The 23,303-nt window shown below is 70.8% G+C and carries 22 protein-coding genes and 1 pseudogene; 19 read left to right on the top strand and 4 right to left on the bottom strand.

Annotation, left to right across the window (positions count from 1 at the left end):
• The first annotated feature begins 4 nt into the window (after positions 1–4).
• The 17 genes from IEY95_RS02845 to IEY95_RS02765 all read left to right on the top strand — a co-directional run bounded on the left by IEY95_RS02845 (position 5) and on the right by IEY95_RS02765 (position 17,825).
• Complete coding sequence (locus IEY95_RS02845) at positions 5–1,738, top strand: enoyl-CoA hydratase-related protein (RefSeq protein ID WP_189184622.1); 1,734 nt, start codon at positions 5–7, stop codon at positions 1,736–1,738.
• Between the two features lie 180 nt (positions 1,739–1,918).
• Positions 1,919–3,007, top strand: coding sequence for an NADH-quinone oxidoreductase subunit B family protein (locus IEY95_RS02840; protein ID WP_189184189.1), 1,089 nt, complete (start codon positions 1,919–1,921; stop codon positions 3,005–3,007).
• 83 nt (positions 3,008–3,090) lie between these two features.
• On the top strand, positions 3,091–4,875 hold the full coding sequence (locus IEY95_RS02835) for a nickel-dependent hydrogenase large subunit (RefSeq protein WP_189184188.1): 1,785 nt from the start codon (positions 3,091–3,093) through the stop codon (positions 4,873–4,875).
• Positions 4,872–5,471, top strand: a complete 600-nt coding sequence (locus IEY95_RS02830) for a NifU-related iron-sulfur-binding protein (RefSeq protein ID WP_189184187.1) — start codon at positions 4,872–4,874, stop codon at positions 5,469–5,471. The genes IEY95_RS02835 and IEY95_RS02830 overlap by 4 nt, the downstream gene beginning before the upstream one ends.
• Positions 5,468–6,124 (top strand): DUF5947 family protein, encoded by a 657-nt coding sequence (locus IEY95_RS02825; RefSeq protein ID WP_189184186.1) that lies wholly within the window; start codon positions 5,468–5,470, stop codon positions 6,122–6,124. Before IEY95_RS02830 ends, IEY95_RS02825 begins: the two co-directional genes overlap by 4 nt.
• Entirely contained in the window at positions 6,121–6,807 is a 687-nt protein-coding gene (locus tag IEY95_RS02820; RefSeq protein WP_189184185.1) for a DUF6084 family protein, read from the top strand. The genes IEY95_RS02825 and IEY95_RS02820 overlap by 4 nt, the downstream gene beginning before the upstream one ends.
• A complete protein-coding gene (locus tag IEY95_RS02815; protein WP_189184184.1) occupies positions 6,804–8,234 on the top strand; it encodes a hypothetical protein in 1,431 nt (476 codons plus the stop codon). Before IEY95_RS02820 ends, IEY95_RS02815 begins: the two co-directional genes overlap by 4 nt.
• Positions 8,231–8,851 (top strand): hydrogenase maturation protease, encoded by a 621-nt coding sequence (locus tag IEY95_RS02810; RefSeq protein ID WP_189184183.1) that lies wholly within the window; start codon positions 8,231–8,233, stop codon positions 8,849–8,851. Before IEY95_RS02815 ends, IEY95_RS02810 begins: the two co-directional genes overlap by 4 nt.
• A gap of 11 nt (positions 8,852–8,862) precedes the next feature.
• Positions 8,863–8,967: a DUF6893 family small protein gene (locus IEY95_RS50555; protein ID WP_373294422.1), complete on the top strand. Its 105-nt coding sequence runs from the start codon at positions 8,863–8,865 to the stop codon at positions 8,965–8,967.
• 185 nt (positions 8,968–9,152) lie between these two features.
• Complete coding sequence (gene hypA / locus IEY95_RS02805) at positions 9,153–9,548, top strand: hydrogenase maturation nickel metallochaperone HypA (RefSeq protein WP_189184182.1); 396 nt, start codon at positions 9,153–9,155, stop codon at positions 9,546–9,548.
• A 3-nt stretch (positions 9,549–9,551) separates the two neighbouring features.
• The gene (gene hypB / locus IEY95_RS02800) at positions 9,552–10,319 is read left to right on the top strand and encodes a hydrogenase nickel incorporation protein HypB (protein WP_189184181.1); all 768 of its coding nucleotides are present in this window, start codon (positions 9,552–9,554) and stop codon (positions 10,317–10,319) included.
• Positions 10,316–12,922, top strand: a complete 2,607-nt coding sequence (hypF, locus tag IEY95_RS02795; RefSeq protein WP_229702523.1) for a carbamoyltransferase HypF — start codon at positions 10,316–10,318, stop codon at positions 12,920–12,922. Before hypB ends, hypF begins: the two co-directional genes overlap by 4 nt.
• A 56-nt stretch (positions 12,923–12,978) precedes the next feature.
• Positions 12,979–13,287, top strand: a complete 309-nt coding sequence (locus IEY95_RS02785) for a HypC/HybG/HupF family hydrogenase formation chaperone (RefSeq protein WP_189184180.1) — start codon at positions 12,979–12,981, stop codon at positions 13,285–13,287.
• On the top strand, positions 13,284–14,408 hold the full coding sequence (gene hypD, locus IEY95_RS02780; RefSeq protein WP_189184179.1) for a hydrogenase formation protein HypD: 1,125 nt from the start codon (positions 13,284–13,286) through the stop codon (positions 14,406–14,408). The genes IEY95_RS02785 and hypD overlap by 4 nt, the downstream gene beginning before the upstream one ends.
• Positions 14,401–15,489, top strand: a complete 1,089-nt coding sequence (hypE, locus tag IEY95_RS02775) for a hydrogenase expression/formation protein HypE (RefSeq protein ID WP_189184178.1) — start codon at positions 14,401–14,403, stop codon at positions 15,487–15,489. Before hypD ends, hypE begins: the two co-directional genes overlap by 8 nt.
• A 181-nt stretch (positions 15,490–15,670) precedes the next feature.
• On the top strand, positions 15,671–17,071 hold the full coding sequence (gene lpdA / locus IEY95_RS02770) for a dihydrolipoyl dehydrogenase (RefSeq protein WP_189184177.1): 1,401 nt from the start codon (positions 15,671–15,673) through the stop codon (positions 17,069–17,071).
• Between the two features lie 19 nt (positions 17,072–17,090).
• Positions 17,091–17,825, top strand: a complete 735-nt coding sequence (locus tag IEY95_RS02765; protein ID WP_189184176.1) for a DUF1345 domain-containing protein — start codon at positions 17,091–17,093, stop codon at positions 17,823–17,825.
• 98 nt (positions 17,826–17,923) lie between these two features.
• Here the strand turns inward: IEY95_RS02765 and IEY95_RS02760 are convergent.
• The 4 genes and pseudogenes from IEY95_RS02760 to IEY95_RS02745 all read right to left on the bottom strand — a co-directional run.
• A pseudogene (locus IEY95_RS02760) lies at positions 17,924–18,073 on the bottom strand (Rieske 2Fe-2S domain-containing protein); the annotation flags it as partial.
• An 80-nt stretch (positions 18,074–18,153) separates the two neighbouring features.
• Positions 18,154–19,158 carry a Gfo/Idh/MocA family protein gene (locus IEY95_RS02755; RefSeq protein ID WP_189184175.1) on the bottom strand — a complete coding sequence of 335 codons (1,005 nt, stop codon included), beginning with the start codon at positions 19,156–19,158 and terminating at the stop codon, positions 18,154–18,156.
• 33 nt (positions 19,159–19,191) lie between these two features.
• Positions 19,192–19,953 carry an SDR family oxidoreductase gene (locus IEY95_RS02750; protein WP_189184174.1) on the bottom strand — a complete coding sequence of 254 codons (762 nt, stop codon included), beginning with the start codon at positions 19,951–19,953 and terminating at the stop codon, positions 19,192–19,194.
• A 16-nt stretch (positions 19,954–19,969) separates the two neighbouring features.
• Positions 19,970–21,148 (bottom strand): phytanoyl-CoA dioxygenase family protein, encoded by a 1,179-nt coding sequence (locus tag IEY95_RS02745; protein WP_189184173.1) that lies wholly within the window; start codon positions 21,146–21,148, stop codon positions 19,970–19,972.
• Between the two features lie 109 nt (positions 21,149–21,257).
• Here IEY95_RS02745 and IEY95_RS02740 point away from each other — a divergent pair, with 109 nt between their 5' ends.
• Together IEY95_RS02740 and IEY95_RS02735 are read left to right on the top strand one after the other, a co-directional pair.
• Positions 21,258–22,304: a LacI family DNA-binding transcriptional regulator gene (locus IEY95_RS02740; protein WP_189184172.1), complete on the top strand. Its 1,047-nt coding sequence runs from the start codon at positions 21,258–21,260 to the stop codon at positions 22,302–22,304.
• 136 nt (positions 22,305–22,440) lie between these two features.
• Positions 22,441–23,229 (top strand): sulfite exporter TauE/SafE family protein, encoded by a 789-nt coding sequence (locus tag IEY95_RS02735; protein WP_229702522.1) that lies wholly within the window; start codon positions 22,441–22,443, stop codon positions 23,227–23,229.
• The last annotated feature ends 74 nt before the right edge of the window (positions 23,230–23,303 follow it).

Genomic DNA, 23,303 nt, shown 5'->3' with positions numbered 1-23,303 from the left:
CGCCGTGCACATCCTGCTCGTGGCCAGCGCGTTCAACAGCCTTACGCAGCGCGTCCATGCCGAATTGCGCGACCAGGGGCACACGGTCGCGGTGGAACTCGCCCTGCGCGACCGCCCGTTGCCGGAGGCCGTCCGGCGGCACGCGCCGCAACTCGTTCTGGCCCCGATGCTGAAGACGGCAATCCCCCGGGAGGTGTGGGCCGCGTACCCGTGTTTCATCGTCCACCCGGGGCCGTTCGGGGACCGGGGGCCGTCCTCCTTGGACTGGGCGATCCAGGAGGGCGCCGACCGGTGGGGCGTGACGGTCCTTCAGGCCGGCGAGGAAATGGATGCCGGGGATGTCTGGGCGTCCGTGGCCTGCCCGGTCCCGCCGGTGGGCAAGAGCGACCTGTACCGCAATGAGATCGCCGACGCGGCGCTGTCGGCCGTCCTGCTCGCCGTGGAGCGCTTCGCCTCGGGGACCTACACCCCGCGCAAACAGGGCGGGGCGCACGCACCGGACACGCCCGTGCGCATCCGCCCGTACCTCGACCAGAGCGTCCGCCGAATCGACTGGGACGCGGACTGCACTCGGACCGTCCTGGCCAAGCTGCGTGCGGCGGACTCGCAGCCCGGCGTGCTCGACGTGCTGCTCGGCGCCGAGTGGTACCTGCACGGCGGCCATCCCGAGGCCGGCCTGCGCGGCGTCCCGGGTGAACTGCTGGCCACCAGGACCGGCGCGGTCTGCCGGGCGACGAAGGACGGTGCCGTCTGGATTCCCGAGTTGCGCCGTCGGCGAGGTCCGGGGCAGCCCCCCACGTTCAAACTGCCCGCGGTGCTGGCCCTCGGCGATCGGCTGCCTCCCCTTCCGGAGATCGCCGCGCCGCACTCCGCGGACCCACGTCGGCGCACGTGGACCGACATCGCGTACCGGGAGGAGGGGGGCGTCGGTTTCCTCTCGTTCTCGTTCCCCGGCGGGGCGATGAGCACCACGCAGTGCCGACGCCTGCTCGACGCGTATCGGGAGGCGTGCGCGCGTCCCACGTCGGTGCTCGTGCTGGGTGGGCAACGGGACTTCTTCAGCAACGGAATCCACCTCAATGTCATCGAGGCCGCCGAGGATCCAGCCGCCGAGTCCTGGGCCAACATCAACGCCATCGACGACCTCGTCGAGGCGATCCTGACCACCACGGACAGGCTGGTGGTCTCCGCCGTCGCGGGCAACGCCGCGGCGGGCGGTGTGATGCTCGCCCTGGCCGCCGACGAGGTGTGGTGCCGCACCGGCTGTGTGCTGAACCCGCACTACCGGCTCATGGGCCTGTACGGCTCGGAGTACTGGACGTACACGCTGCCGCGCCGCGTGGGCGCGGTGACGGCCGAGCGGCTTCTGCGCGAAGCCCTGCCGATGAGCGCCGGGAGCGCCCGCGACCTCGGGCTCGTCGACCGAGTGGTCGAATGCGGTCCGCAGGACTTCGCCGCGGAGGTCGGACGGCTGGCGGCCCGGCTGGCGTCACTGCCGGGATCGCTGCCGCGGATCGCCGCGAAGAAAGCGGAACTGGACCGCCAGGAGAGCAGCGAGCCCCTGGCCGCGTTCCGGGAGCGGGAGCTGGCCCGGATGCGCCGGACGTTCGACGACCCGGACGCCCCCTTCCACGCACTGCGGCGCGCCTTCGTACGCAAGGATCGACCAGCCTGCACGCCACCACACCTCGATCTCGCCGCGGCCGCGAGGACGGGGTGGGGCCGGACCGGTCCGTGAGGGGCCGTAGCGCCTGAGTGGTCCAGAGCCCCGTCACTGGAACGGCCCGCAATGACCTCTCACTGGGGCCGGATGGCTGGTACGAAGAGGACTGGCGGTTGAAATACAGGTTTTCATCCCGATATGGGTTTTCCTTCCCCTACGGGTTCTCATCCCTCACCTCTCCGAGGAGGCGGTCCCATGACAGCGGCGACGCCGAGCACGGCCGGCGCAACGGATGCCGGTGGTGCGCCTGCCGACGAGACGCCCACGATCCATATTCTCTGGATCAACGCCGGGCTGAGCTGCGACGGAGACTCGGTCGCGCTCACGGCAGCGATGCAGCCGAGCATCGAGCAGATCGCGCTCGGCGCGCTGCCGGGGCTGCCGAAGATCGCTGTCCACTGGCCCCTCATCGACTTCGAGAGCGGCCCGGTGGGTGGCGCGGACACGTTCATCGAATGGTTCTTCAAGGGAGAGCGGGGCGAGATCGACCCGTTCGTCCTGGTCGTCGAGGGGTCCGTCCCCAATGAGGCGATCAAGCCCGAAGGCTACTGGTGCGGCTTCGGTGACAACCCGGAGACCGGCCAGCCGATCACCACCAGCGAGTGGATCGACCGGCTCGCGCCCAAGGCGCTGGCCGTCGTCGCCATCGGCACCTGCGCGACCTACGGCGGTATCCACGCCATGGCGGGCAACCCCACCGGCGCGATGGGCGTGCCCGACTACCTCGGCTGGGACTGGAAGTCCCAGGCCGGCATCCCGATCGTGTGCGTCCCCGGCTGCCCGATCCAGCCCGACAACTTCGCCGAGACACTCACCTACCTGCTCTACCAGGCGGCCGGCTCCGCCCCGATGATCCCCCTCGACGACAAGCTGCGCCCGGCCTGGCTGTTCGGCGCCACCGTGCACGAGGGTTGCGACCGCGCCGGCTACTACGAACAGGGCGACTTCGCCCAGACGTACGACTCGCCCAAGTGCCTGGTCAAGCTCGGCTGCTGGGGACCGGTCGTCAAGTGCAACGTGCCCAAGCGGGGCTGGATGAACGGCATCGGCGGATGTCCGAACGTCGGCGGCATCTGCATCGCCTGCACCATGCCCGGCTTCCCGGACAAGTTCATGCCCTTCATGGACCAGCCCCCCGGAGCGGCGCTGTCGACCAAGGCCAGCGGCGCCTACGGCGCGGTCGTCCGCAGACTGCGCTCCCTCACCCAGCAGACCGTCGACAAGGAGCCCAAGTGGCGCCACACGGGACGCAAGCTCACCACCGGATACCGGCGGCCGTGGTGAATCCCCGCCACACCTGAGCCGCACCCCCCGATCCGTCCACACCCTCCCGGACCACCCACGCGAAGAAGGGCACGACCCAGACGATGGCACCGACGAAGAAGGCGGCCGGTGACGGTAGCGGCCTGATGGAGATGGCCTGGGACCCGATCACACGGATCGTGGGCAGCCTCGGCATCCACACGAAGATCGACTTCAAACAGAAGCGGGTCGCGGAGTGCTACAGCACCTCGTCCGTCTTCCGTGGCTACAGCGTCTTCATGCGCGGCAAGGACCCCCGCGACGCCCACTTCATCACCAGCCGCATCTGTGGCATCTGCGGGGACAACCACGCCACTTGCTCGGTGTACACGCAGAACATGGCGTACGGCGTGAAGCCCCCGAACCTCGGTGAGTGGATCATCAACCTCGGCGAGTCCGCGGAGTACATGTTCGACCACAACATCTTCCAGGAGAACCTGGTCGGGGTCGACTACTGCGAGAAGATGGTCAAGGAGACCAACCCCGGCGTCCTCGAACTCGCCGAGCGCACCGAGGCCCCGCACGCCGGGGAGCACGGCTACCGCACGATCGCCGACATCATGCGGTCCCTGAACCCCCTCGAGGGCGAGTTCTACCGCGAGGCACTCCAGGTGAGCCGCTACACCCGGGAGATGTTCTGCCTCATGGAGGGACGCCATGTGCACCCCTCCACGCTCTACCCGGGCGGCGTGGGCACCGTCGCCTCCGTGCAGCTCTTCACGGACTACCTCAGCCGCCTGATGCGCTACGTGGAGTTCATGAAGCGCGTCGTCCCGCTGCACGACGACCTCTTCGACTTCTTCTACGAGGCGCTGCCCGGATACGAGGAAGTGGGGCGCCGACGGGTCCTGCTCGGCTGCTGGGGAGCGCTCAACGACCCCGAGTACTGCGACTTCACCTACGCCAACATGACGGACTGGGGCCGACGGATGTTCGTCACCCCCGGCATCATCGTGGACGGCAAGCTCGTCACCAACGACCTCACCGAGATCAACCTCGGCATCCGCATCCTGCTGGGCAGTTCCTACTACGAGGACTGGCAGGGCCAGGAGCAGTTCGTCACGCACGACCCGCTCGGCAACCCGGTCGACCCGCGCCACCCCTGGAACCAGCACACCATCCCCGCCCCGCAGAAGCGGAACTTCGACGACAAGTACAGCTGGGTCATGTCGCCCCGCTGGTTCGACGGCAAGGACCATCTCGCCCTGGACACCGGAGGCGGCCCCATCGCCCGCCTGTGGTCCACCGCGCTGTCCGGGCTCGTCGACACCGGCTATGTGAAGGCCACCGGCGACAGCGTGGTCATCAACCTGCCCCGCACCATGACCAAGCCCGAGGCCACCTTCGAGTGGAAGATCCCGAAGTGGAGCAACGCGCTCGAGCGCAACCGGGCGCGGACCTACTTCCAGGCCTACACCGCCGCCGTCGCCCTGCACTTCGCGGAGAAGGGGCTGGAGGAGGTCCGGTCCGGACGCACCCAGACCTGGGAGAAGTTCGAGGTGCCCGACGAGAGCATCGGCGTCGGCTTCACCGAGGCCGTCCGTGGCGTGCTCTCCCACCACATGGTGATCCGCGACGGCAAGATCGCCAACTACCACCCGTACCCGCCCACCCCGTGGAACGCCAGCACCAGGGACAGCTTCGGCACGCCCGGCCCGTACGAGGACGCCGTGCAGAACACGCCGATCTTCGAGGAGAACACCCCGGAGAACTTCAAGGGCATCGACATCATGCGCACCGTCCGCAGCTTCGACCCCTGTCTGCCCTGCGGCGTGCACATGTACGTCGGTGGCGGCAAGACCGTACAGAAGATGCATGTGCCCACCGGCCTGAGTGGACTGGGCGGATGAGCGCGGGCACGACCATCGACGCGACGAAGGTGACACAGGCAGTGGACGTGGTGCAGACCGGGCGGCGGATCGAGGACGTGCTCGACCGGCTCGCCGCCACCGGCGACCCGGCAGCTCACGCGGCGGCCGAGGAACTGGTGCAGGCTCTCATGGACTTCTACGGGGCGGGCCTGGCCCGGATGCTCCAGTTGCTCTCCGCACCTGAGAACCGCGGTGCCGCCCCCGTGACGGCCCTGCTCGGCGACGAACTGGTCGCCGGCCTCCTCGTACTGCACGACCTCCATCCGGAGGACCGGACGACCCGCATCGCCAGGGCGCTCGACAGCGTCGGCGAACACGACCTGGAAGTCCTGGACTTCGACGAGTCGACCGGGACACTCAGGCTACGGGCTGCCGCCGCCGCGGGCTGCGGCTGCGCCGGTGGCGGTACGACGGCCCAGCAGGCGGCCGAGGACGCGCTCGCCTGTTTCGCTCCGGAGGTCACGGTCGTCGAAGTGCAGTCCGCCGGTACGTCCAGGGAGCCCGCACTGCTTCAGATCGGCGTCGGCCCCGGCACGCGCGCCGGCGCACGTCCGGCCCCGGCCAAGACCCCATGAGCGCGTCCTTCGCGCCTGGTCGGGCCACCCGCGGTTCCGGACTGCGCAGATTCCTGACCGGGCGTCAGCCGCAGCCGGAGCGGTGCGGGCTGTGCGCGGTCGCGGTGGACGAGGCACACCACCGGCACCTGGTGGACACCGAGAACCGGGCCATCGTCTGCGCCTGCCCGCCCTGCGCCCTGCTGTTGGAGCAGCCGGGTGCCGCCGCGGGCCGCTTCCGACTGGTGCCGGACCGCTGCCTCATCGACCCGGACCACCATCTCGACGACGGTGCCTGGGAGGCACTGCAGATCCCGGTCGGCGTCGCGTTCTTCTTCCGCAACTCCGCGCTCGACCGGCTGGTGGCCCTCTACCCGAGCCCCGCCGGGGCCACCGAGAGTGAGCTCGAACCGGCGACCTGGGCGACCGTCCTCGGTGACAGCATCCTCGCCGAGCAACTCGCATCCGATGTGGAGGCGCTGTTGCTGCGCCGCACCGACGGCCGCTGCGAGTGCTATCTCGTACCGATCGACATCTGCTACGAACTGGTCGGCCGGATGCGCCTGTTGTGGCAGGGCTTCGACGGCGGGGCCGAGGCCCGCGCCGCGCTCGACGCGTTCTTCGAGCAGGTCGGGCAACGCGCCCGCACCGTGGAGAAGGAGAGCCGGCCGTGACGGAGTTCTCCTTCGCCTGCACCGGCGTCCGCGCCGACCGGTACGCCGCCGGACCCACCCTGGTGTTCCGGCTGCGCATCACCGCGACCGGCGACGAACCGGTCCATGCCCTGGCGCTGCGCTGCCAGATCCGCATCGAACCCGCCCGGCGCGGCTACGAGGCAGCCGAGGCCGGCGCTCTCACCGACCTCTTCGGCGAGCGCTCGCGCTGGGGCAGCACCCTCCATCCGGTGCAGTTCGCCCAGGTTTCCGTCATGGTCCCTGCCTTCACCGGGGAGACCGAGACAGACCTCGTCGTGCCCTGCACCTACGACATGGACATCGCCGCGACCCGCTACTTCGCCGCGCTCACCGGCGGCGAAGTACCCCTGCTGATGCTCTTCTCGGGCACGGCGTTCACCGGAGCGGGCGGCTTCCGCGTCGAACCCGTCCCCTGGGACCGGGAAGCGGCCTTCCGGATGCCGGTCGCGGTCTGGCGGGAGATGGTCGAGCAGCACTTCCCCGGCTGCGGCTGGATCCGGCTGCCCCGCGACACCATGGACGCCCTGCTCGCCTTCCGCTCACGACGGGCCCTGCCCTCCTGGGAGGCGGCCGTGCGGGCCCTGCTCGACGAGGCGGGCACGGCAGCCCCGCCCCGGCAGGGCCCGGCCCTGACCAGCATCACCGGAAGGACCGCTCCGTGAGCGTGACCGCGTTCGCCCCGGATATCGAGGAACGCCTCGCCGTCGCCCGGCAGGTGGCCGACACCGTCCTCTTCGAGGGCTATGTGCTCTACCCCTACCGTGCCTCGGCGGCCAAGAACCGGTTGCGCTGGCAGTTCGGCGTACTGGTACCGCCCGCCTGGGGCGCCACGTGCGAGGAGCACGACTTCCAGCACACCGAATGCCTGATGGAACCGAGGGCGGGCGCCACCCTCGCGGTCGAGCTGCGCTTCCTGCGCGCCCGGCGTCGTACGATCCAGCAGGCGCGCCCGGACGGCGGCTTCGACACGGTCCCCGAACTCCGGCTCGGGGACCGGATCCTGGTCCCCTGGGACGAGGGGACCGAGGAGCGCGTCGAGGCGGTCGTGCCGGTGGACGAACTCATGGGCGACGGGGTCACGATCCCCTTCGACCGCCCCGCCGGAGAGGAGAGCGAGCCCGTCCTCGACGAGGCCGGTCATCCCGTCGGCCGCACGGTCCGCCGGTGCGAGGAGATCCATGGCGCACTCCGGCTGTCGGCGTGCGAACTCGACGGGCCCTACCGGGTGTTGCGGCTGACCGCCGTCGTCGAGAACATCAGCACCTGGACACCCCCGGACGGCCCGGCCGCCGACCGTGACGCGGCGCTCCCGCGCTCCCTGGTGGCCTCCCACCTCCTCATGGGACTGAGCGCCGGGTCGTTCCTGTCGATGACCGATCCCCCCGAGTGGGCGAAGGGCGCGATCGCGTCCTGCCGCAATCTGCACACCTGGCCCGTACTCGCCGGCGAACCCGGCCGCGCCGATGTGGTGCTCTCCTCACCGATCATCCTGGAGGACCATCCGGCCATCGCTCCGGAAAGCCCCGGTGCCCTGTACGACGCCACCGAGATCGACGAGATTCTCACGCTGCGCACGGCGGCCCTCACCGACGAGGAGAAGCGCGAGGCCCGCGGCACCGACGAACGGGCGGCCGCCGTGATCGACCTCGCGGACTCGATGCCTCCCGAGGTCCTGGAGCGCCTGCACGGGGCGGTGCGCAGTCTGCGTGAGGTGACGGGATCGGCCCCCGCTCCGGCCGCCACCGGGTTTCCCGACGAGTACGGCGTGCAGCGTCCGGACACCCCGTGGTGGGACCCGGCGAGTGAGGCCGGCTTCGACCCGGGACACGACCGGGTCGTCGTCGACGGCCGGTCGCTGGGAGCGGGAAGCCGGGTGCTGCTGCGACCGGGACTGCGGCGCACCGACGCGCAGGACTTGTTCCTGACGGGGCGTACGGCGAAGGTCGAGGCCGTCCTGCACGACGTGGACGGCGGAGTGCACCTGGCGGTGACGGTGGAGGACGACCCGGGCGCCGACATCCGCCGTGAGCAGGGACGCTTCCTGTACTTCCAGCCCGACGAGGTCACACCCCTGGAGGACGGCGCATGAGCCTTTCCCCGGACTCGCCCCGTCGGGAGAGCGTTCCCGCGGACCCGCCCCGCCGGGAGAGCGTTCTCCCGGACCCGCTCCGCCAGGAGCACGGCAGGGTGCTCGTCGCCGGTATCGGGAACATCTTCCTCGGGGACGACGGCTTCGGCGTCGAGACCGTGCGCGTACTCGCCGGGAGGCAACTGCCCCCGCACGTCGAGGCCGTGGACATCGGCGTACGGGGCGTGCACCTCGCCTACCAGGTCCTCGACGGCTACGACACCCTGATCCTGGTGGACGCCACCGCGCGGGGCGAGGATCCCGGCACTCTCTACGTGATCGAGCACGACACCGCCGGCGGAGGCGAGCCGCACGGCGCACCGATCGACGGCCACCGGATGACGCCCGACACCGTGCTCGCGCTGCTTGGCACGCTCTGTGCCGGAACCGGTGGGCAGCCGCCGCGGCGCACCCTGGTGGTGGGATGCGAACCCGCCTCGGTGGCGGAGGGCATCGGGCTCAGCCCGCCCGTCTCCGCCGCCGTACCCGAAGCCGTCCGGCTGATCGAAGAGTTGCTGCGGGCGGACCAGCCGGGAGAGCCCGGGCCGCGGGCCACGGCCGCCGGCGCCACCAAGTGAGGAGACACGCAATGATCAAGACCCTGGTCTGCGGTGCGCTGGCCGCCGCTGTCGCCGTCGTCGTCGTGCAGTCCCTGCCCGACATCAGGCGCTATCTGCGGATGCGGTGCATGTGAGCCGACGTCCGCGCGGCGGACGTGTGCCGTTGCGGCGAACGGCGTAGGCGGCCGGGCGGCGACGGCGTGCCGGTCCGCCGCCCCGTACCGCCTCCTCTCTAATGAGGGGCGGCGGACGCCTGCCCGACAGACGATCGGCTCGCAGGGCGGTCGGTGGGCAGCGGCCTCCGCCAGGACGGAGACCGATGCACGAGATGTCCATCGCGCTGGCGGTGATCGGCCAGGTGGAAGAGGCGGCGGAGCAGGCCGGTGACATCACGGCCGTGCGCTCGGTGCGGATTCAGGTGGGCGAGCTGGCCGGCGTCGTACCCGATGCCCTTTCCTTCTGCTTCGAACTGGCCTGCGCCGGGACGGTGCTGGAAGGTGCCGAACTGGTCACCGATTCCGTGCCGGGCCGGGCCCGTTGCGCTCCTTGCGCGCACGAATGGGCCGTCGGCATGCCGCCCCGGCTGAGCTGCCCGCGGTGCGGGGGAGCCACCACCGACCTGTTGTCGGGCCGTGAACTGCAGATCGTCAGCGTGCGGTGGGAGGACGGCCCCACGCACGCACTCACCCGCGAACCGATTCCAGAGGAGCGCTGACCCATGTGCCGTGTGGTCGACCTGCAGCAGGCCGTCCTGGCCAAGAACGACACGACCGCGCACACCCTGCGCGCCGGCCTCACGGCCAGCGGCACCACGGTGGTCAATCTGCTGTCCAGCCCTGGCAGCGGCAAGACCGCCCTGCTGGAAAGGGAGTTGGTGCTGGCACGACAGCGGTCCGTGCCGGTTGCGGCACTCACCGCCGACCTCGCCACCGAGAACGACGCGGAGCGCCTGGCGCGCTCGGGCGTCCCGGTCAAGCAGGTCCTCACGGACGGGCTGTGCCACCTGGAGGCCGAGATGCTCGGCCGTCACCTGGAGGGCTGGCTGCCCGACGGCACCCGGCTGCTGTTCGTGGAGAACGTCGGCAACCTCGTCTGCCCGGCCTCCTACGACCTCGGGGAGACCCTGAGGGTCGTGCTCGCCTCCGTCACGGAGGGCGAGGACAAGCCGCTGAAGTACCCCACCGCCTTCGGCCTCGCCCACCTGGTGGTGGTCACCAAGACCGACATCGCCGAAGCCGTCGAGTTCGACGAAGGGGCGTTCCGCGCGAACGTCGAGCGGGTCAACCCCGGAGTGGAGGTGCTGCTCACCTCGGCCCGCCGGGACCGGGGCGTCGGCGCCCTGCTGGACCGGGCGCTGGCGGCCGCGGACGGATCCCCCCTGCACTCTCCCGTCATGGCGCGTCGGCCCGACGTCTCCGCGCACTCCCACCAGCACACCCATGAGCACCCGCACGGCACCGGCGCCATGGCGCAGTCCCGCTCGTGAGCGGTCCGCAGTCCTCGACCGCGGTCGCCGCGGAGGCGCCGCAGCGCCGTCGGGTCACCGTGCGGGGCGTGGTGCAGGGTGTCGGCTTCCGGCCGTACGTCTACACCCTCGCCACCGGGTTGAACCTGTCCGGGCACGTGACCAACACCCCCGAGGGCGTCATCGCCGAAGTCGAGGGAACACCCGCGGCGGTCGCCCGGTTCTGCGACCGGCTCGCCCCGCACGCACCGCCGCTGGCCCGGGTGGACTCCGTCGACCACCGGCCGGTGCCCGTCACCGGCGACGCCGCGTTCACCATCCTCGCCTCCCGCACGGACGGACCGGCCGGGACGCTGATCCCCCCGGACACCGCGACCTGCGCCGAGTGCCTGCGTGAACTGGCCGATCCCGCCGACCGGCGCCATCGCCACCCGTTCATCAACTGCACGCACTGCGGCCCCCGGTTCACGATCGTCACCGGTCTGCCCTACGACCGGGCCCACACCACCATGGCCGGCTTCCCGATGTGCCCCGACTGCGCCCATGAGTACGCCGATCCGGCCGACCGGCGCTTTCACGCGCAACCCGTCGCCTGCCCGGCCTGCGGCCCGCGGCTGCGTCTGCTCGTCCCCCGGGCGGGTCTCGGCGGGCCGCCGACGGACGTGTCCTCGCAAGCGGACCCCGTCGCCGAGGCACGCAGGCTCCTGGCGAGCGGTGCGATCCTCGCCGTCAAGGGACTGGGCGGCTACCACCTGGCCTGCGATGCGACCGATCCCGCGGCCGTCGCCCTGCTGCGCCGCCGAAAGGCCAGGGGGGACAAGCCGTTCGCCGTCATGGCCCGGAGCGTCGACGACATCGAACACCTCGTTCGGCTCGGCCCCGAGGAGCGGAGCCTGCTCGCCGGTGCCACCAGACCCATCGTGCTGCTGCGCCGGCGTACGCAGGCACCGGTCGCACCGGGGGCACCACGTCCGGCCGAGTCGGTCGCACCCGGCAGCCCCGACCTCGGCGTCATGCTGCCGTACACCCCCCTGCACCACCTGCTGTTCGGCCTGTCCGGCGACCCCGAGGGCTCCCGGCTGCTCGTCATGACCAGCGGCAATGTGGCCGGCGAGCCGATCGTCACCGACGACGAGGAGGCGCTGGAGCGGCTGGCGCCCCTGGCCGACGGCTGGCTCACCCACGACCGGCCGATCCATGTGCCGTGCGACGACTCCGTGGTGCGCGTGTGTGACGGCGAGCCGCTGCTGGTGCGCCGCGCCCGCGGCTATGCGCCCCTGCCGCTGACCCTTCCGGTGCCCGTGCGCACGGCCCTGGCCGTCGGCGGGGACCTCAAGAACGTGTTCTGCCTCGGCGAGGGCCGCCGGGCCTGGCTCTCCGCCCACATCGGGGACATGGACGACCTCGCCACCCAGCGGGCCTTCGAGCGTGCCACGGCACAACTGGAGTCGATCACTCCGGTGCGCCCCGAACTACTGGCGGCCGACCGGCATCCCGGGTACCGCTCGGCGCGTTGGGCCGACCGGAACGCGGCGGGCCGACCCGTCGTACGCGTCCAGCACCATCACGCCCATGTCGCCGCCGCGATGGCCGAACGGGGACTGGACGGCAGTCGGCCGGTGATCGGTGTCGCCTTCGACGGCACCGGCTACGGCGACGACGGGGCGGTGTGGGGCGGGGAGATCCTGCTCGCGGACTACGACGGCTTCACCCGGTTCGGGCATCTCCAGTACGTGCCGCTGCCCGGCGGTGACGCCGCGGTACACCGGCCGTACCGGATGGCGCTCGCACACCTGTGGGCTGCCGGGATCCGCTGGTCGGACGAGCTCGCCTGCGTCGCCGCCTGCCCGCCCGACGAACGCCTCGTGCTGGAACGGCAGTTGGAGCGCCACCTGAACTGCGTCCCCACCTCCAGCATGGGCCGGCTCTTCGATGCCGTGTCGTCCCTCGCGGGCGTCTGCCACCGGGCCGGATACGAGGCCCAGGCGGCGGTCGAACTGGAAGCCGCCGCGCTGATGGCGCCAACCGGGGACAGCGTCGTGTACGCCTTCGAGGTCCGGGAGATCGGGCCGGACGGCGATGCGGTGCGCGCGCCCACCGGCTCCGGGTCCGACAGCGACCCGCGACGCGCTGATTCCGGGCCCTGCGCAAGGGGCGGCGTGCCGTGGGCGGCTGCCGCGGCCGAACCGGGCGGCGGCGCGCTTCGGGCGGTGGCCGGTCCGGAGCCGACGGGCGGCGGTGCGACACGGACGGATACCGCACCCGTTCCGGCGGATCGGGCACCCTTCGTGGCGGATCCGGGGCCCGTGCTCGCGGCCGTCGTCGAGGATCTGCGCGCGGGCGCGGGGCCGGCCCTGGTCGCGGCCCGCTTCCACCGGGCCGTCGCCGGTCTCGTCCACCGCATCTGTGTGCTGGCGCGTGAGCGGCACGGACTGGAGACGGTCGCCCTGACCGGCGGCGTGTATGCCAACGCCGTGCTCTCCTCGGCCTGCGCGGCCGCCCTGCACGCGGACGGTTTCACGGTCCTGCGCCACCACCTGGTCCCGCCGGGCGACGGCGGTCTGGCTCTCGGCCAGCTCGTGGTCGCCGCGCGTGCTGCGGACCGTCCCCGAGCCATCGACTGACGAACCGACCCGGCGGCGCCGGGCGACGACGCACGACCCAGAGCGAGGAGAGGCCCATGTGCCTGGCGGTACCCGGCAGAGTGCTGGACATCGAGGAACGTGACGGCACCCGAATGGCCCATGTCGACTTCGGCGGTGTGGTCAAGGAGGTGTGCCTGGAGTACCTGCCCGATCTCCAGGTCGGCGAGTACGCCATCGTCCACGTCGGCTTCGCCCTGCAGCGCCTCGACGAGGAGTCGGCCAAGCAGACGCTCGAGCTCTTCGCCACCCTCGGCATGCTGCAGGAGGAGTTCGGCGACCCCTGGGAATTGGCCGCGGAAGTGGGCGCAACCCTGCCGCCCGCGGGAGAGGAGGCGCGGAAGTGAAGTACATCGACGAGTTCCAGGACCCGGACCTGGCGCGCCGGCTGCTCGACGACATCCACTCGACAGTCACCAGGCCGTGGGCGCTGATGGAGGTCTGCGGCGGCCAGACGCACACCATCATCCGGCACGGCATCGACCAACTCCTGCCGGATCAGGTCGAGTTGATCCACGGCCCCGGCTGCCCTGTGTGCGTGACTCCGCTGGAGGTCATCGACAAGGCACTGGAGATCGCCTCCCGGCCGGGGGTGATCTTCTGTTCCTTCGGCGACATGCTTCGCGTGCCCGGCACGGGACGGGACCTCTTCCAGGTGCGCGGCGCGGGCGGAGACGTACGGGTCGTCTACTCGCCGCTCGACGCGCTGAGGATCGCCCAGCAGAATCCGGACCGGGACGTCGTGTTCTTCGGCATCGGTTTCGAGACGACCGCGCCCCCCAACGCGATGACGGTGTATCAGGCCCGCAGGCTCGGCATCCCGAACTTCAGCCTGCTGGTGTCCCATGTGCGCGTACCACCCGCCATCGAGGCGATCATGCGGTCCCCGAGCTGCCGGGTCCAGGGCTTCCTGGCGGCCGGGCACGTGTGCAGCGTGATGGGTGTGGGGGAGTACCCGGAACTGGCGGAGCGCTTCCGCGTCCCGATCGTCGTCACAGGGTTCGAACCCCTGGACATCCTCGAAGGGGTACGCCGGACCGTGGTGCAGCTGGAGCGCGGCGAGCACACCGTCGACAACGCCTACCCCCGAGCCGTCCGCCCGGAAGGGAACCCGGCCGCGCGGGCCATGCTGGAGGACGTCTTCGACGTCACCGACCGGGCCTGGCGCGGCATCGGCGTGATCCCCGACAGCGGCTGGCGGCTGTCCCCGAAGTACCGTGACTACGACGCCGAGTACCGCTTCTCGGTCGACGGCATCCAGACCCGGGAACCGGCCGAGTGCCGCAGCGGCGAGGTCCTTCAGGGGCTGCTCAAGCCGCATGAATGCGAGGCGTTCGGCACTCTGTGCACACCTCGCACCCCGCTCGGAGCCACCATGGTCTCCAGCGAGGGCGCCTGCGCCGCGTACTACCTCTACCGGCGGCTGCAGCTCACCCCCGCGACCCGGGAGGCGAGCCCCGTTGTCTGAGACGACAGAAACCACCGGCCTCCGTACGCCGGTACTCGACGTGGCGGCCTGGACCTGCCCGGCTCCGCTGCGCGACCAGTCCCGTGTCGTCATGGGCCACGGCGGGGGCGGGGCGCTCTCCGCCGAACTGGTCGAGCACGTCTTCGCGCCCGCTTTCGGCGGAGAGGTGCTCGGCCAGCTGGGAGATGCCGCGGCGCTGTCGCTGGGCGGTGTCCGCATGGCCTTCTCCACCGACTCGTTCGTGGTGCGGCCGTTGTTCTTCCCCGGCGGCAGCATCGGCGACCTCGCCGTCAACGGGACCGTCAACGATCTCGCCATGAGCGGTGCCCGCGCCGCCTACCTCTCCTGCGGCTTCATCCTGGAGGAGGGCGTCGAGATGGAGACCGTCGCCCGCGTGGCCGAGGCGCTCGGTGCGGCGGCCCGGGCCGCGGGTGTCGAGGTGGCGACGGGAGACACGAAGGTCGTGGAAGCCGGTCACGGCGACGGGATCTTCATCAACACGGCTGGCATCGGGCTCATCCCGGCGGGCGTCGATCTGCGCCCGCAGCGGGTCGTTCCGGGCGATGTCGTGATGGTCAGCGGCGCGATCGGCGTGCACGGCGTGGCGATCATGAGCGTCCGCGAGGGCCTGGAATTCGGAGTGGAGATCGAGAGCGACTGCGCGGCGCTCGGCGGTCTGGTCGAAGCCATGCTCGGCGTCACCCCGGACCTGCACGTACTGCGCGACCCGACGCGGGGTGGGCTGGCGGCCTCGCTCAACGAGATCGCGGCGGCCTCCGGCACCGGCGTCGTCATCCGGGAACGCGACGTCCCGGTCCCGCCCGCTGTCGCCAACGCCTGCGCCGTGCTCGGCCTGGACCCCATGTACGTCGCCAACGAGGGAAAGTTGGTGGCCTTCGTCCCACGCGACCACGCCGACGCCGTACTGGACGCGATGCGGGCGCATCCGCTGGGTACCGAATCCAGGATCATCGGCGAGGTGGTCGAGGCCCATCCGGGCATGGTGGTGGCCCGCACCGGGCTGGGCGGAACCCGGGTGGTCGACATGCCGATCGGGGAGCAACTGCCGAGGATCTGCTGACACCCGTCCGGCCCAGGAGAGGGCGGGGAGACGGGGCAGCGACCACGTTTCCCCGCCGCCGGGCCACGACCGCACCGGCCCCGCCCACTTCCTGGGCGTCCGCTGCTTGAAGCGGACCCACAGGCCGCCGTCCGCGACCTGCAAGATCGCCGAATTCGGCCGGGGTACTAGGCTGGCCGTCATGAGCGCACACTTTGACGTAGTGGTCCTGGGCGCCGGCCCGGGAGGATATGTCGCGGCGATCAGGGCCGCCCAGCTCGGCCTCAGCGCCGCCGTCGTCGAGGAGAAGTACTGGGGCGGAGTGTGCCTCAACGTGGGGTGCATCCCGTCGAAGGCGCTGCTGCGCAACGCGGAGCTGGCGCACATCTTCACGCAGGAGGCCAAGACCTTCGGCATCCGGGTCAACGGCGAGGTGAGCTTCGACTACGGCGAGGCCTTCACCCGCAGCCGCAAGGTGGCGGACGGACGCGTCAAGGGCGTCCACTACCTGATGAAGAAGAACAAGATCACCCAGTACACGGGCCATGGCACCTTCACCGACGACCACACCCTGCAGGTCGCCCTTGCCGACGGGGGCACGGAAACCGTCACCTTCGGCCACTGCATCATCGCCACCGGCGCCACCACGAAGCTGCTGCCCGGCACCTCGCTCAGCGAGCGCGTGGTGACGTACGAGGAGCAGATCCTGTCCGACACGCTCCCGGAGAGCATCATCATCGCGGGCGCGGGCGCCATCGGTGTCGAATTCGCGTATGTACTGCACAACTACGGCGTCCAGGTCACCCTCGTCGAGTTCCTCGACCGCATCGTCCCGCTGGAGGACGAGGAGGTCTCGGCGGAGCTGACCCGCCGTTACAAGCGGCTCGGCATCAATGTGCTGACCTCCACCCGGGTCGAGGCGATCAACGACTCGGGCGATTCGGTCAAGGTCATGGTGACCACGGGCGGTCAGCGGCAGATGCTGCAGGCCGACAAGGTGCTGCAGGCGATCGGCTTCCAGCCGCGCGTGCAGGGCTACGGCCTGGAGAACACCGGTGTGAAGCTCACCGACCGCGGGGCGATCGACATCGACGGACGCTGCCGCACGAGCGTCCCGCACATCTTCGCCATCGGTGATGTGACGGCGAAGCTGATGCTCGCTCACGCGGCCGAGTCGATGGGCATCGTGGCGGCCGAGACGATCGCCGACGCGGAGACCATGGAGCTCGACTACATCATGATCCCGCGGGCGACCTACTGCCAGCCGCAGATCGCCAGCTTCGGCTGGACCGAGGCGCAGGCCCGCGAGCAGGGTTTCGACGTCCAGGTGGCGAAGTTCCCGTTCACCGCCAACGGCAAGTCGCACGGGCTGGGCGACACCGCGGGCTTCGTCAAGATCCTCAGCGACGCCCGGTACGGCGAGCTCCTCGGCGCCCATCTGATCGGCCCCGAGGTCACCGAGCTCCTCCCGGAGTTGACCCTCGCTCAGCAGTGGGACCTGACCGTCCACGAGGTCGCGCGCAATGTGCACGGCCACCCGACGCTCGGCGAGGCGGTCAAGGAGGCCATCCACGGGCTGGCCGGTCACATGATCAACATGTGACCGGCGGACAATCGTCGCCATGACCGAGGGTATGGGCGACGCGGAGAGCCGACTGAGCAGGATCGAGCGGATGCTGGCGGACGGCGAGCGCGAGGTGGTGCCCGCGTGGCGCCGGGCGACGCGGGGTGAGCCGCGTTGGGCGGTGACCGCCGTGATTCTGGTGGCGGTGGCTCTCCAGCTGATGCTGCCGCACCGGCTCACCCTCCAGCCGTACTGGGTGCTGCCGGTCCTGGAGTTGGTGCTGCTGGCCGGCCTGATCGCCGCGAACCCCCGGCGGGTGGAGCCGCGGACCCGGTGGCTTCGGTTGCTGGGCCTGGCCCTGATCTGTGTGATCAGCCTGGCCAACGGCTGGGCGGCGGTCCAGCTGGTGGCGGGCCTGGTGAACGGCACCGAGGGGAAGGACGCCGGGCCGCTGCTGCTGACCGGCGGCGGCATCTGGCTGACGAACGTCATCGTGTTCGCCCTGTGGTACTGGGAGTGGGACCGCGGCGGCCCCATGGCGCGGGCCCGCGGTCACCACCAGTACGCCGACTTCCTCTTCGTACAGATGCAGAGCCCGGAGGCCGCGCCGCCGGACTGGGAGCCGGCGTTCCTGGACTACCTGTATCTGTCGTTCACCAACTCCACCGCGTTCAGCCCGACCGACGTGATGCCGCTGTCGCGCTGGGCCAAGATGCTGATGATGCTGCAGTCCTCGGTCTCCCTGGTGACCGTGGTCCTGGTGGTCGCCCGGGCGGTCAACATCCTGCACTGACAGCACTGACAGCACTGACAGCACTGACAGCACGGACGGGGGACGGTCGTCCCTTGGACGCCTGCGCTTCGGCCTGCGCCCGGTAGAGGCGGCGCAGGCTTGCCGAGGGACAGGGGCGCGCCACGGTGCGGGCAGCGGTCGGCGAGCATCGACGGGCCGCCGTCGGAGCGGCGGAAGAGCAGCCACTGCTCGCCGAGCGCGGTCACCTTGCGCATCGCGCCCGGGGCGACGAAGTGCGAGGGGACGACGGCAGGCGAGGAGCCGTCGGCCTCCTGACCGTTCGGCGATCCGGTCCGCGCCCCGTACGCCGATGTGCGGGGCTCGTCCGTCACACGGTGCGCACCTCCTCCAGGCGAACGGGACGGTGCTCGGCCAGCGACAGCGTGCACGCCTCGGCGATCCGGCTCGCCTCGACGGCGTCCGCCACCGTGCAGGGAGAGGGGCGTGTGCCGGCCACGACCTCGGTGAACGCGGTGAGTTCGGCGCGGTAGGCGGCGGCGAAGCGGTCCATGAAGAAGTGGTGCGGGGGGCCCGCCGGGAAGGTCGTGCCCGGCTCGACGGAGCGCAGCGGCAGCTGGTCCTCCAGACCGACGGCGATGCTGTCCCGCATGCCGTGCAGTTCCAGGCGTACGTCGTAACCGCGGGCGTTGTGCCGGGAGTTGGAGACAACGGCGATGGTGCCGTCGTCGAGCGTGAGGAGTGCGGAGGCGGTGTCGACGTCGCCCGCGGCCGCGATGTACTCGGCACCGCGATTGCCGCCGGTCGCGTACACCTCGACGACCTCGCGCCCCGTCACCCAGCGAACGATGTCGAAGTCGTGCACCGAGCAGTCCCGGAAGATGCCGCCGGACACCGCCACATAGGCCTCGGGTGGCGGCGCGGGGTCCAGCGTGGTGGACCGTACGGTGTGCAGTGTGCCGAGCTCGCCGCTGACCACTGCCTCGCGTGCGGCGACGCAGCCCGCGTCGAAGCGCCGGTTGTAGCCGATGTGCACCTCGACGCCGCTGTCCCGAACGGCGCGCAGTACCTCCAGGTTTTCCGCGATGCCGCGGGCCACGGGTTTCTCGCAGAAGACCGGGACGCCGGCCTTGACCGCGGCGAGGATCAACTCCGGGTGCGCGTCGGTGGCGGCGGCGATCACGACGCCGTCGACGCCGGCCGCGAACACGGCCTCGGGGGAGCCCACCGCGGTGGCTCCGAACCGCTCGGCGGCCGAGGCGGCGGCCGCGGCCATCGGGTCGGTGACCACCAGGGAGTCCACCGCGTCCAGCCCGGCGAGGGTTTCCGTGTGGAACGCGCCGATCCGGCCCAGCCCCATGATGCCCAAGCGCATGAGAATCCTGCTCCTTCAGCCCCTCGGAGGGGCTCAGTCGAGTCCGCCGAGGACGATCTGGTCCCAGTCGATGACCGAGCCGGTCACCACTCCGCTGCGATCCGAGAGCAGGAAGACGACGAAGTCGGCGATCTCGTCGACCTGTCCGAGCCTGCCCATGGGCTGAGCCGCGGCGGCCCGCTCGCGCCAGTCGTCGCCCGCGCCGTGGAAGGCGCGCTGCGTGGCGTCCTCGCCCTCCGTGTCGGTCCAGCCGATGTTGACCCCGTTGATCCGGATGCGGTCCCAGCGGTGTGCGTGCGCGGCGTTGCGGGTCAGTCCGGCGAGTCCGGCCTTGGCGGCGACGTACGGGGCGAGGAACGGCTGCCCGCCGTGTTCGGAGGAGGTGATGATGTTGACGATGGTGCCCGGCGCCTTGCGGTCCACCAGGTGCCGCACGGTCTCCTGCATCGCGAAGAACGGTGCCCGCAGGTTGACCGCGATGTGCGCGTCGAACAGCTCCGGCGTGGTGTCGAGGAGTGTGCCGCGCGAGGTCAGCCCTGCCGCGTTGACGAGGCAGTCGATGCGACCGAGCGCGTCCACGGTCCGTACGACGCTGTCACGCGCCTGCGCGGGGTCGGCGAGGTCCGCGCGGACGAAGTGGGCGCCCGCGTCCGCCGCGAGCCTCTCACCGGGCTCGGCCCGGCGTCCGGTGAAGGCGACGGTCGCGCCCTCCCGTACGGCCGCCCTGACGATGCCCGCGCCCACGCCCTGGCTGCCGCCGTTGACGAGGAGGACCTTGTCCTCGAGCAGTCCCATGAGTGCTGTGTCTCCTTCAGTTCTGCCGGCGCTTGGCGGCGGCCCGCAGTGCTTGGCGCAGTTGCTTCGGGGCCCAGCCCTCGGTGACGGCCTGCCAGACGGTGTCCGCCTGGGCAGGTGGTGCGAGACCGTCGACCGGAGGGTCGAGGTCCAGGTTGGTCGGGAAGGGGTAGCCCTCGGCGGTGGCCGCGACCACGCGGCGCAGCCAGTCCTCGGGGGCCCCTTCGGCCTTGCGGCGCAGCAGCACCGGGAACAGTGCGTTCGCCACCGCGTCGCGGTCGACACTCTCCATGGCGCGGCCGAAGGCGGAGGAGATCTGCAGCAGATTCGCCATGCGCTTGATGCCGGTCGAGCGGTTGTGTCCGGCGGCATGGAAGAGCGCCGGGTTGAAGAAGACCGCGTCGCCCTTTTCCAGGGGGAGTTGGACGTGGTGCTCGTCGAAGTACGTGACGAATGCGGGGAGCCGCCAGGCCAGATAGCCCGGTTCGTACTTCTGGGAGTGCGGCAGATACAGCGTCGGGCCCGACTCGACGGACATGTCGCAGTGCGCCACCGCACCTTGGAGGGTCAGCACCGGTGAGAGCCGGTGCACATGGGCGGGATACGCCGCCGCCTGCTCCTGAGAGAGGAACCCGAGGTGGTAGTCGCGGTGCGCGCTCTGCGCGGCGCCGCCCGGGTTGACCACGTTGACCTGCGAGGTCACCTGGTACCCAGGGCCGAGCCAGGCCTCGGAGACCAGCGCCAGCATGTCGTTGGCGTAGTAGTCGGCGAACACCTCCGGCGCGCGCACGGCCACCTTGTCCAGAGCGTTCCACACGCGGTCGTTGGCGCCCGGCTTGGCGAAGTGGTCACCGTGGGCGGCGCCCGTGGCACGCTCCTCCTCGATCAGGGCGTTGAAGGTGTCGGATGCCCGGTCCACGACGGCCGCGTCGGCGAACGCCCGCTGGAGAACCACGATGCCGGGGCCGTCCAGCAGAGCCCGCACCAGTTCTTCCTGCAGGGCCCGACGGCCCTCGGGGGTGACCGCGAGGGTGCGGAGCCGGTCGCTGTCGTAGAGCAGAACGTTCTGCTCGACCCGCTCGGCCGAGGGGTAGTCGTCGGCATCGGTGCGCTGGGCGACGAGCGAACGGAACGTGTCCGGATCGCAGTCCGCCTCGGTCAGCCAAGTCCGTGATCCCGCAGGTGTGGGAGACATCCCGGGTCCTTTCGCCGTCCCTGTCCTTCTGTCAGTCTTATGAACCCGAACCCATCATTCAATCCGCAGAAACACATCAAAAAACCATCATCATCTTTCGAGGTCAGCGATGCGTCACCCCTACACGATCAGGGAGATCGCCCGTCAGGCCGGACTGAGCGCGGCCACCGTCGACCGGGTCCTCAATGACCGGGGAGGCGTGCGGGAGAGCACGATCCGCGAAGTGCGTCAGGCGATCAAGGACTTGGATCGGCAGCGGACCCAGGTCCGCATCGGTGGACGCACCTTCATGATCGATATCGTGATGCAGGCGCCGCAGCGGTTCTCGACCGCGGTGCGCGAGGCGCTCGAGGCCGAACTGCCCTCCTTGCGGCCCGCCGTGGTGCGCTCACGCTTCCACTTCCGTGAGACGGGCCCCTCCGCCGATCTGATCGCGACCCTGGACAAGATCGCCAAGCGCGGTTCGCAAGGGGTGATCCTCAAGGCGCCGGACCTGCCGGAGATCGGCGCAGCCGTCGGCCGGCTGGTCGAGGCCGGCATCCCCGTCGTCACCCTGGTCACCGATCTGCCGAGCAGCGCACGCATGGCGTACGTCGGGATCGACAACCGTGCGGCCGGGGCCACCGCCGCCTACCTCCTCGGACAGTGGCTCGGCGACCGGCCCGGCAACGTGCTCACCACCATCAGCCGAGGTTCCTTCCGCGGCGAGGAGGAACGCGATATGGGCTTTCGCGGCGCGATGCGCGTCGCCCATCCCCAGCGATCCTTGGTGGAGGTCACCGACAGCGACGGTCTGGACGTCACCCAGCGCGACCTCGTCCTCGAAGCTCTCGCGCGCGACGAAGGCATCGTCGCGGTCTACTCCATGGGAGGGGGCAACCTCGCGACCCTCGACGCCTTCGACGCCCTCGGCCGGACGTGCGCGGTGTTCATCGCCCACGACCTGGACCACGACAACACCCGCCTGCTGCGCGAGCGCCGTCTGTCCGCGGTCCTCCACCACGATCTGCGCCAGGACGTACGGCGCGCCTGCCAGACCGTCATGCGGGCGCACAAGGCGCTCCCGGACGACGGCCCCTCCCTGCCCTCGGCGATCCAGGTGGTGACGCCGTACAACATGCCGCCCGGGGTCTCTCCCCTGCCGTTCGTCGACTGAGGCCGTTCGTCGGCTGAGCCCGCCCCGTTCGTCGGCTGAGCCCGCCTGTCTGCCTATGTGGATGGTGTTCATAATAGAGAACGCCAGTCAGGGTATTCCAGCGCACGGCGGCGTCGTGCGGGAGCGAGAGGGTCACGTGAAAGAACTGATCGCCGGTCAATCGGGACTCGATGCGGCCTTGTTGCTCCTCGCGGCAGGAGTCGCCTCCGGGCTCGCCGGTTCGGTCGCGGGCCTGGCCTCGCTGTTCAGCTACCCCGCACTGCTTGCCGCAGGCCTTCCGCCCGTGGCGGCCAACGTCACCAACACCGTCGCCCTCTTCACCAACACCGTGGGAAGCGCCGCCGGATCCCGGGCGGAACTGCGCGGGCAGCGCGGGCGGCTCGTCCGTCTCGCGGTCACGGCGGCGCTCGGCGGGGCGATGGGCGCGGCGCTGCTGCTCGGTACCCCGTCCTCGGCCTTCGAACTGGTCGTCCCGTGGCTCATCGCCCTCGGCTCGGTGCTGATCCTGGCGCGCGAACCTCTGCGGCGCCTGACCGCGAAGCTCAACCCGGGCTCGGACTCCGTGCCGCGGATTCCGCTCGCCTGCGCGGTTCTGCTGGTCGGTCTGTACGGCGGATACTTCGGCGCCGCGGCAGGCGTACTGATGCTGGCCGTGCTCTCCCTGTCCGCGGCGGAGCCGCTGCCGGTGACCAACGCCGTCAAGAACATCGCCACCGGCGCCGCCAACGTCACCGCGGCCGTCGCCTACGCCTTCCTCGCGCCGGTCGACTGGAGCGCCGCCGCCGCGCTCGGCCTCGGCTGCTTCGTGGGCGCCTGGATGGGGCCTGCGGTCGTACGACGGCTGCCGGAGACGCCACTACGGGTTGCGATCGCCCTCGCGGGGCTGGGACTCGCCTGGAGCCTGTGGCGGAACGCCACCGGGTGAGTGGCCCGGCTCACATGGCGCGGCGGAGTCGTCACCGACACCATGGTCCTCGTCACCGGCAGGCTGAAGGGATT

This window comes from Streptomyces albiflavescens (genome assembly GCF_014645835.1).
GTDB lineage: Bacteria > Actinomycetota > Actinomycetes > Streptomycetales > Streptomycetaceae > Streptomyces > Streptomyces albiflavescens.
The sequence above is the reverse complement of the archived record's forward strand: the minus strand, read 5'-3'. Positions and strand labels throughout refer to the sequence as shown.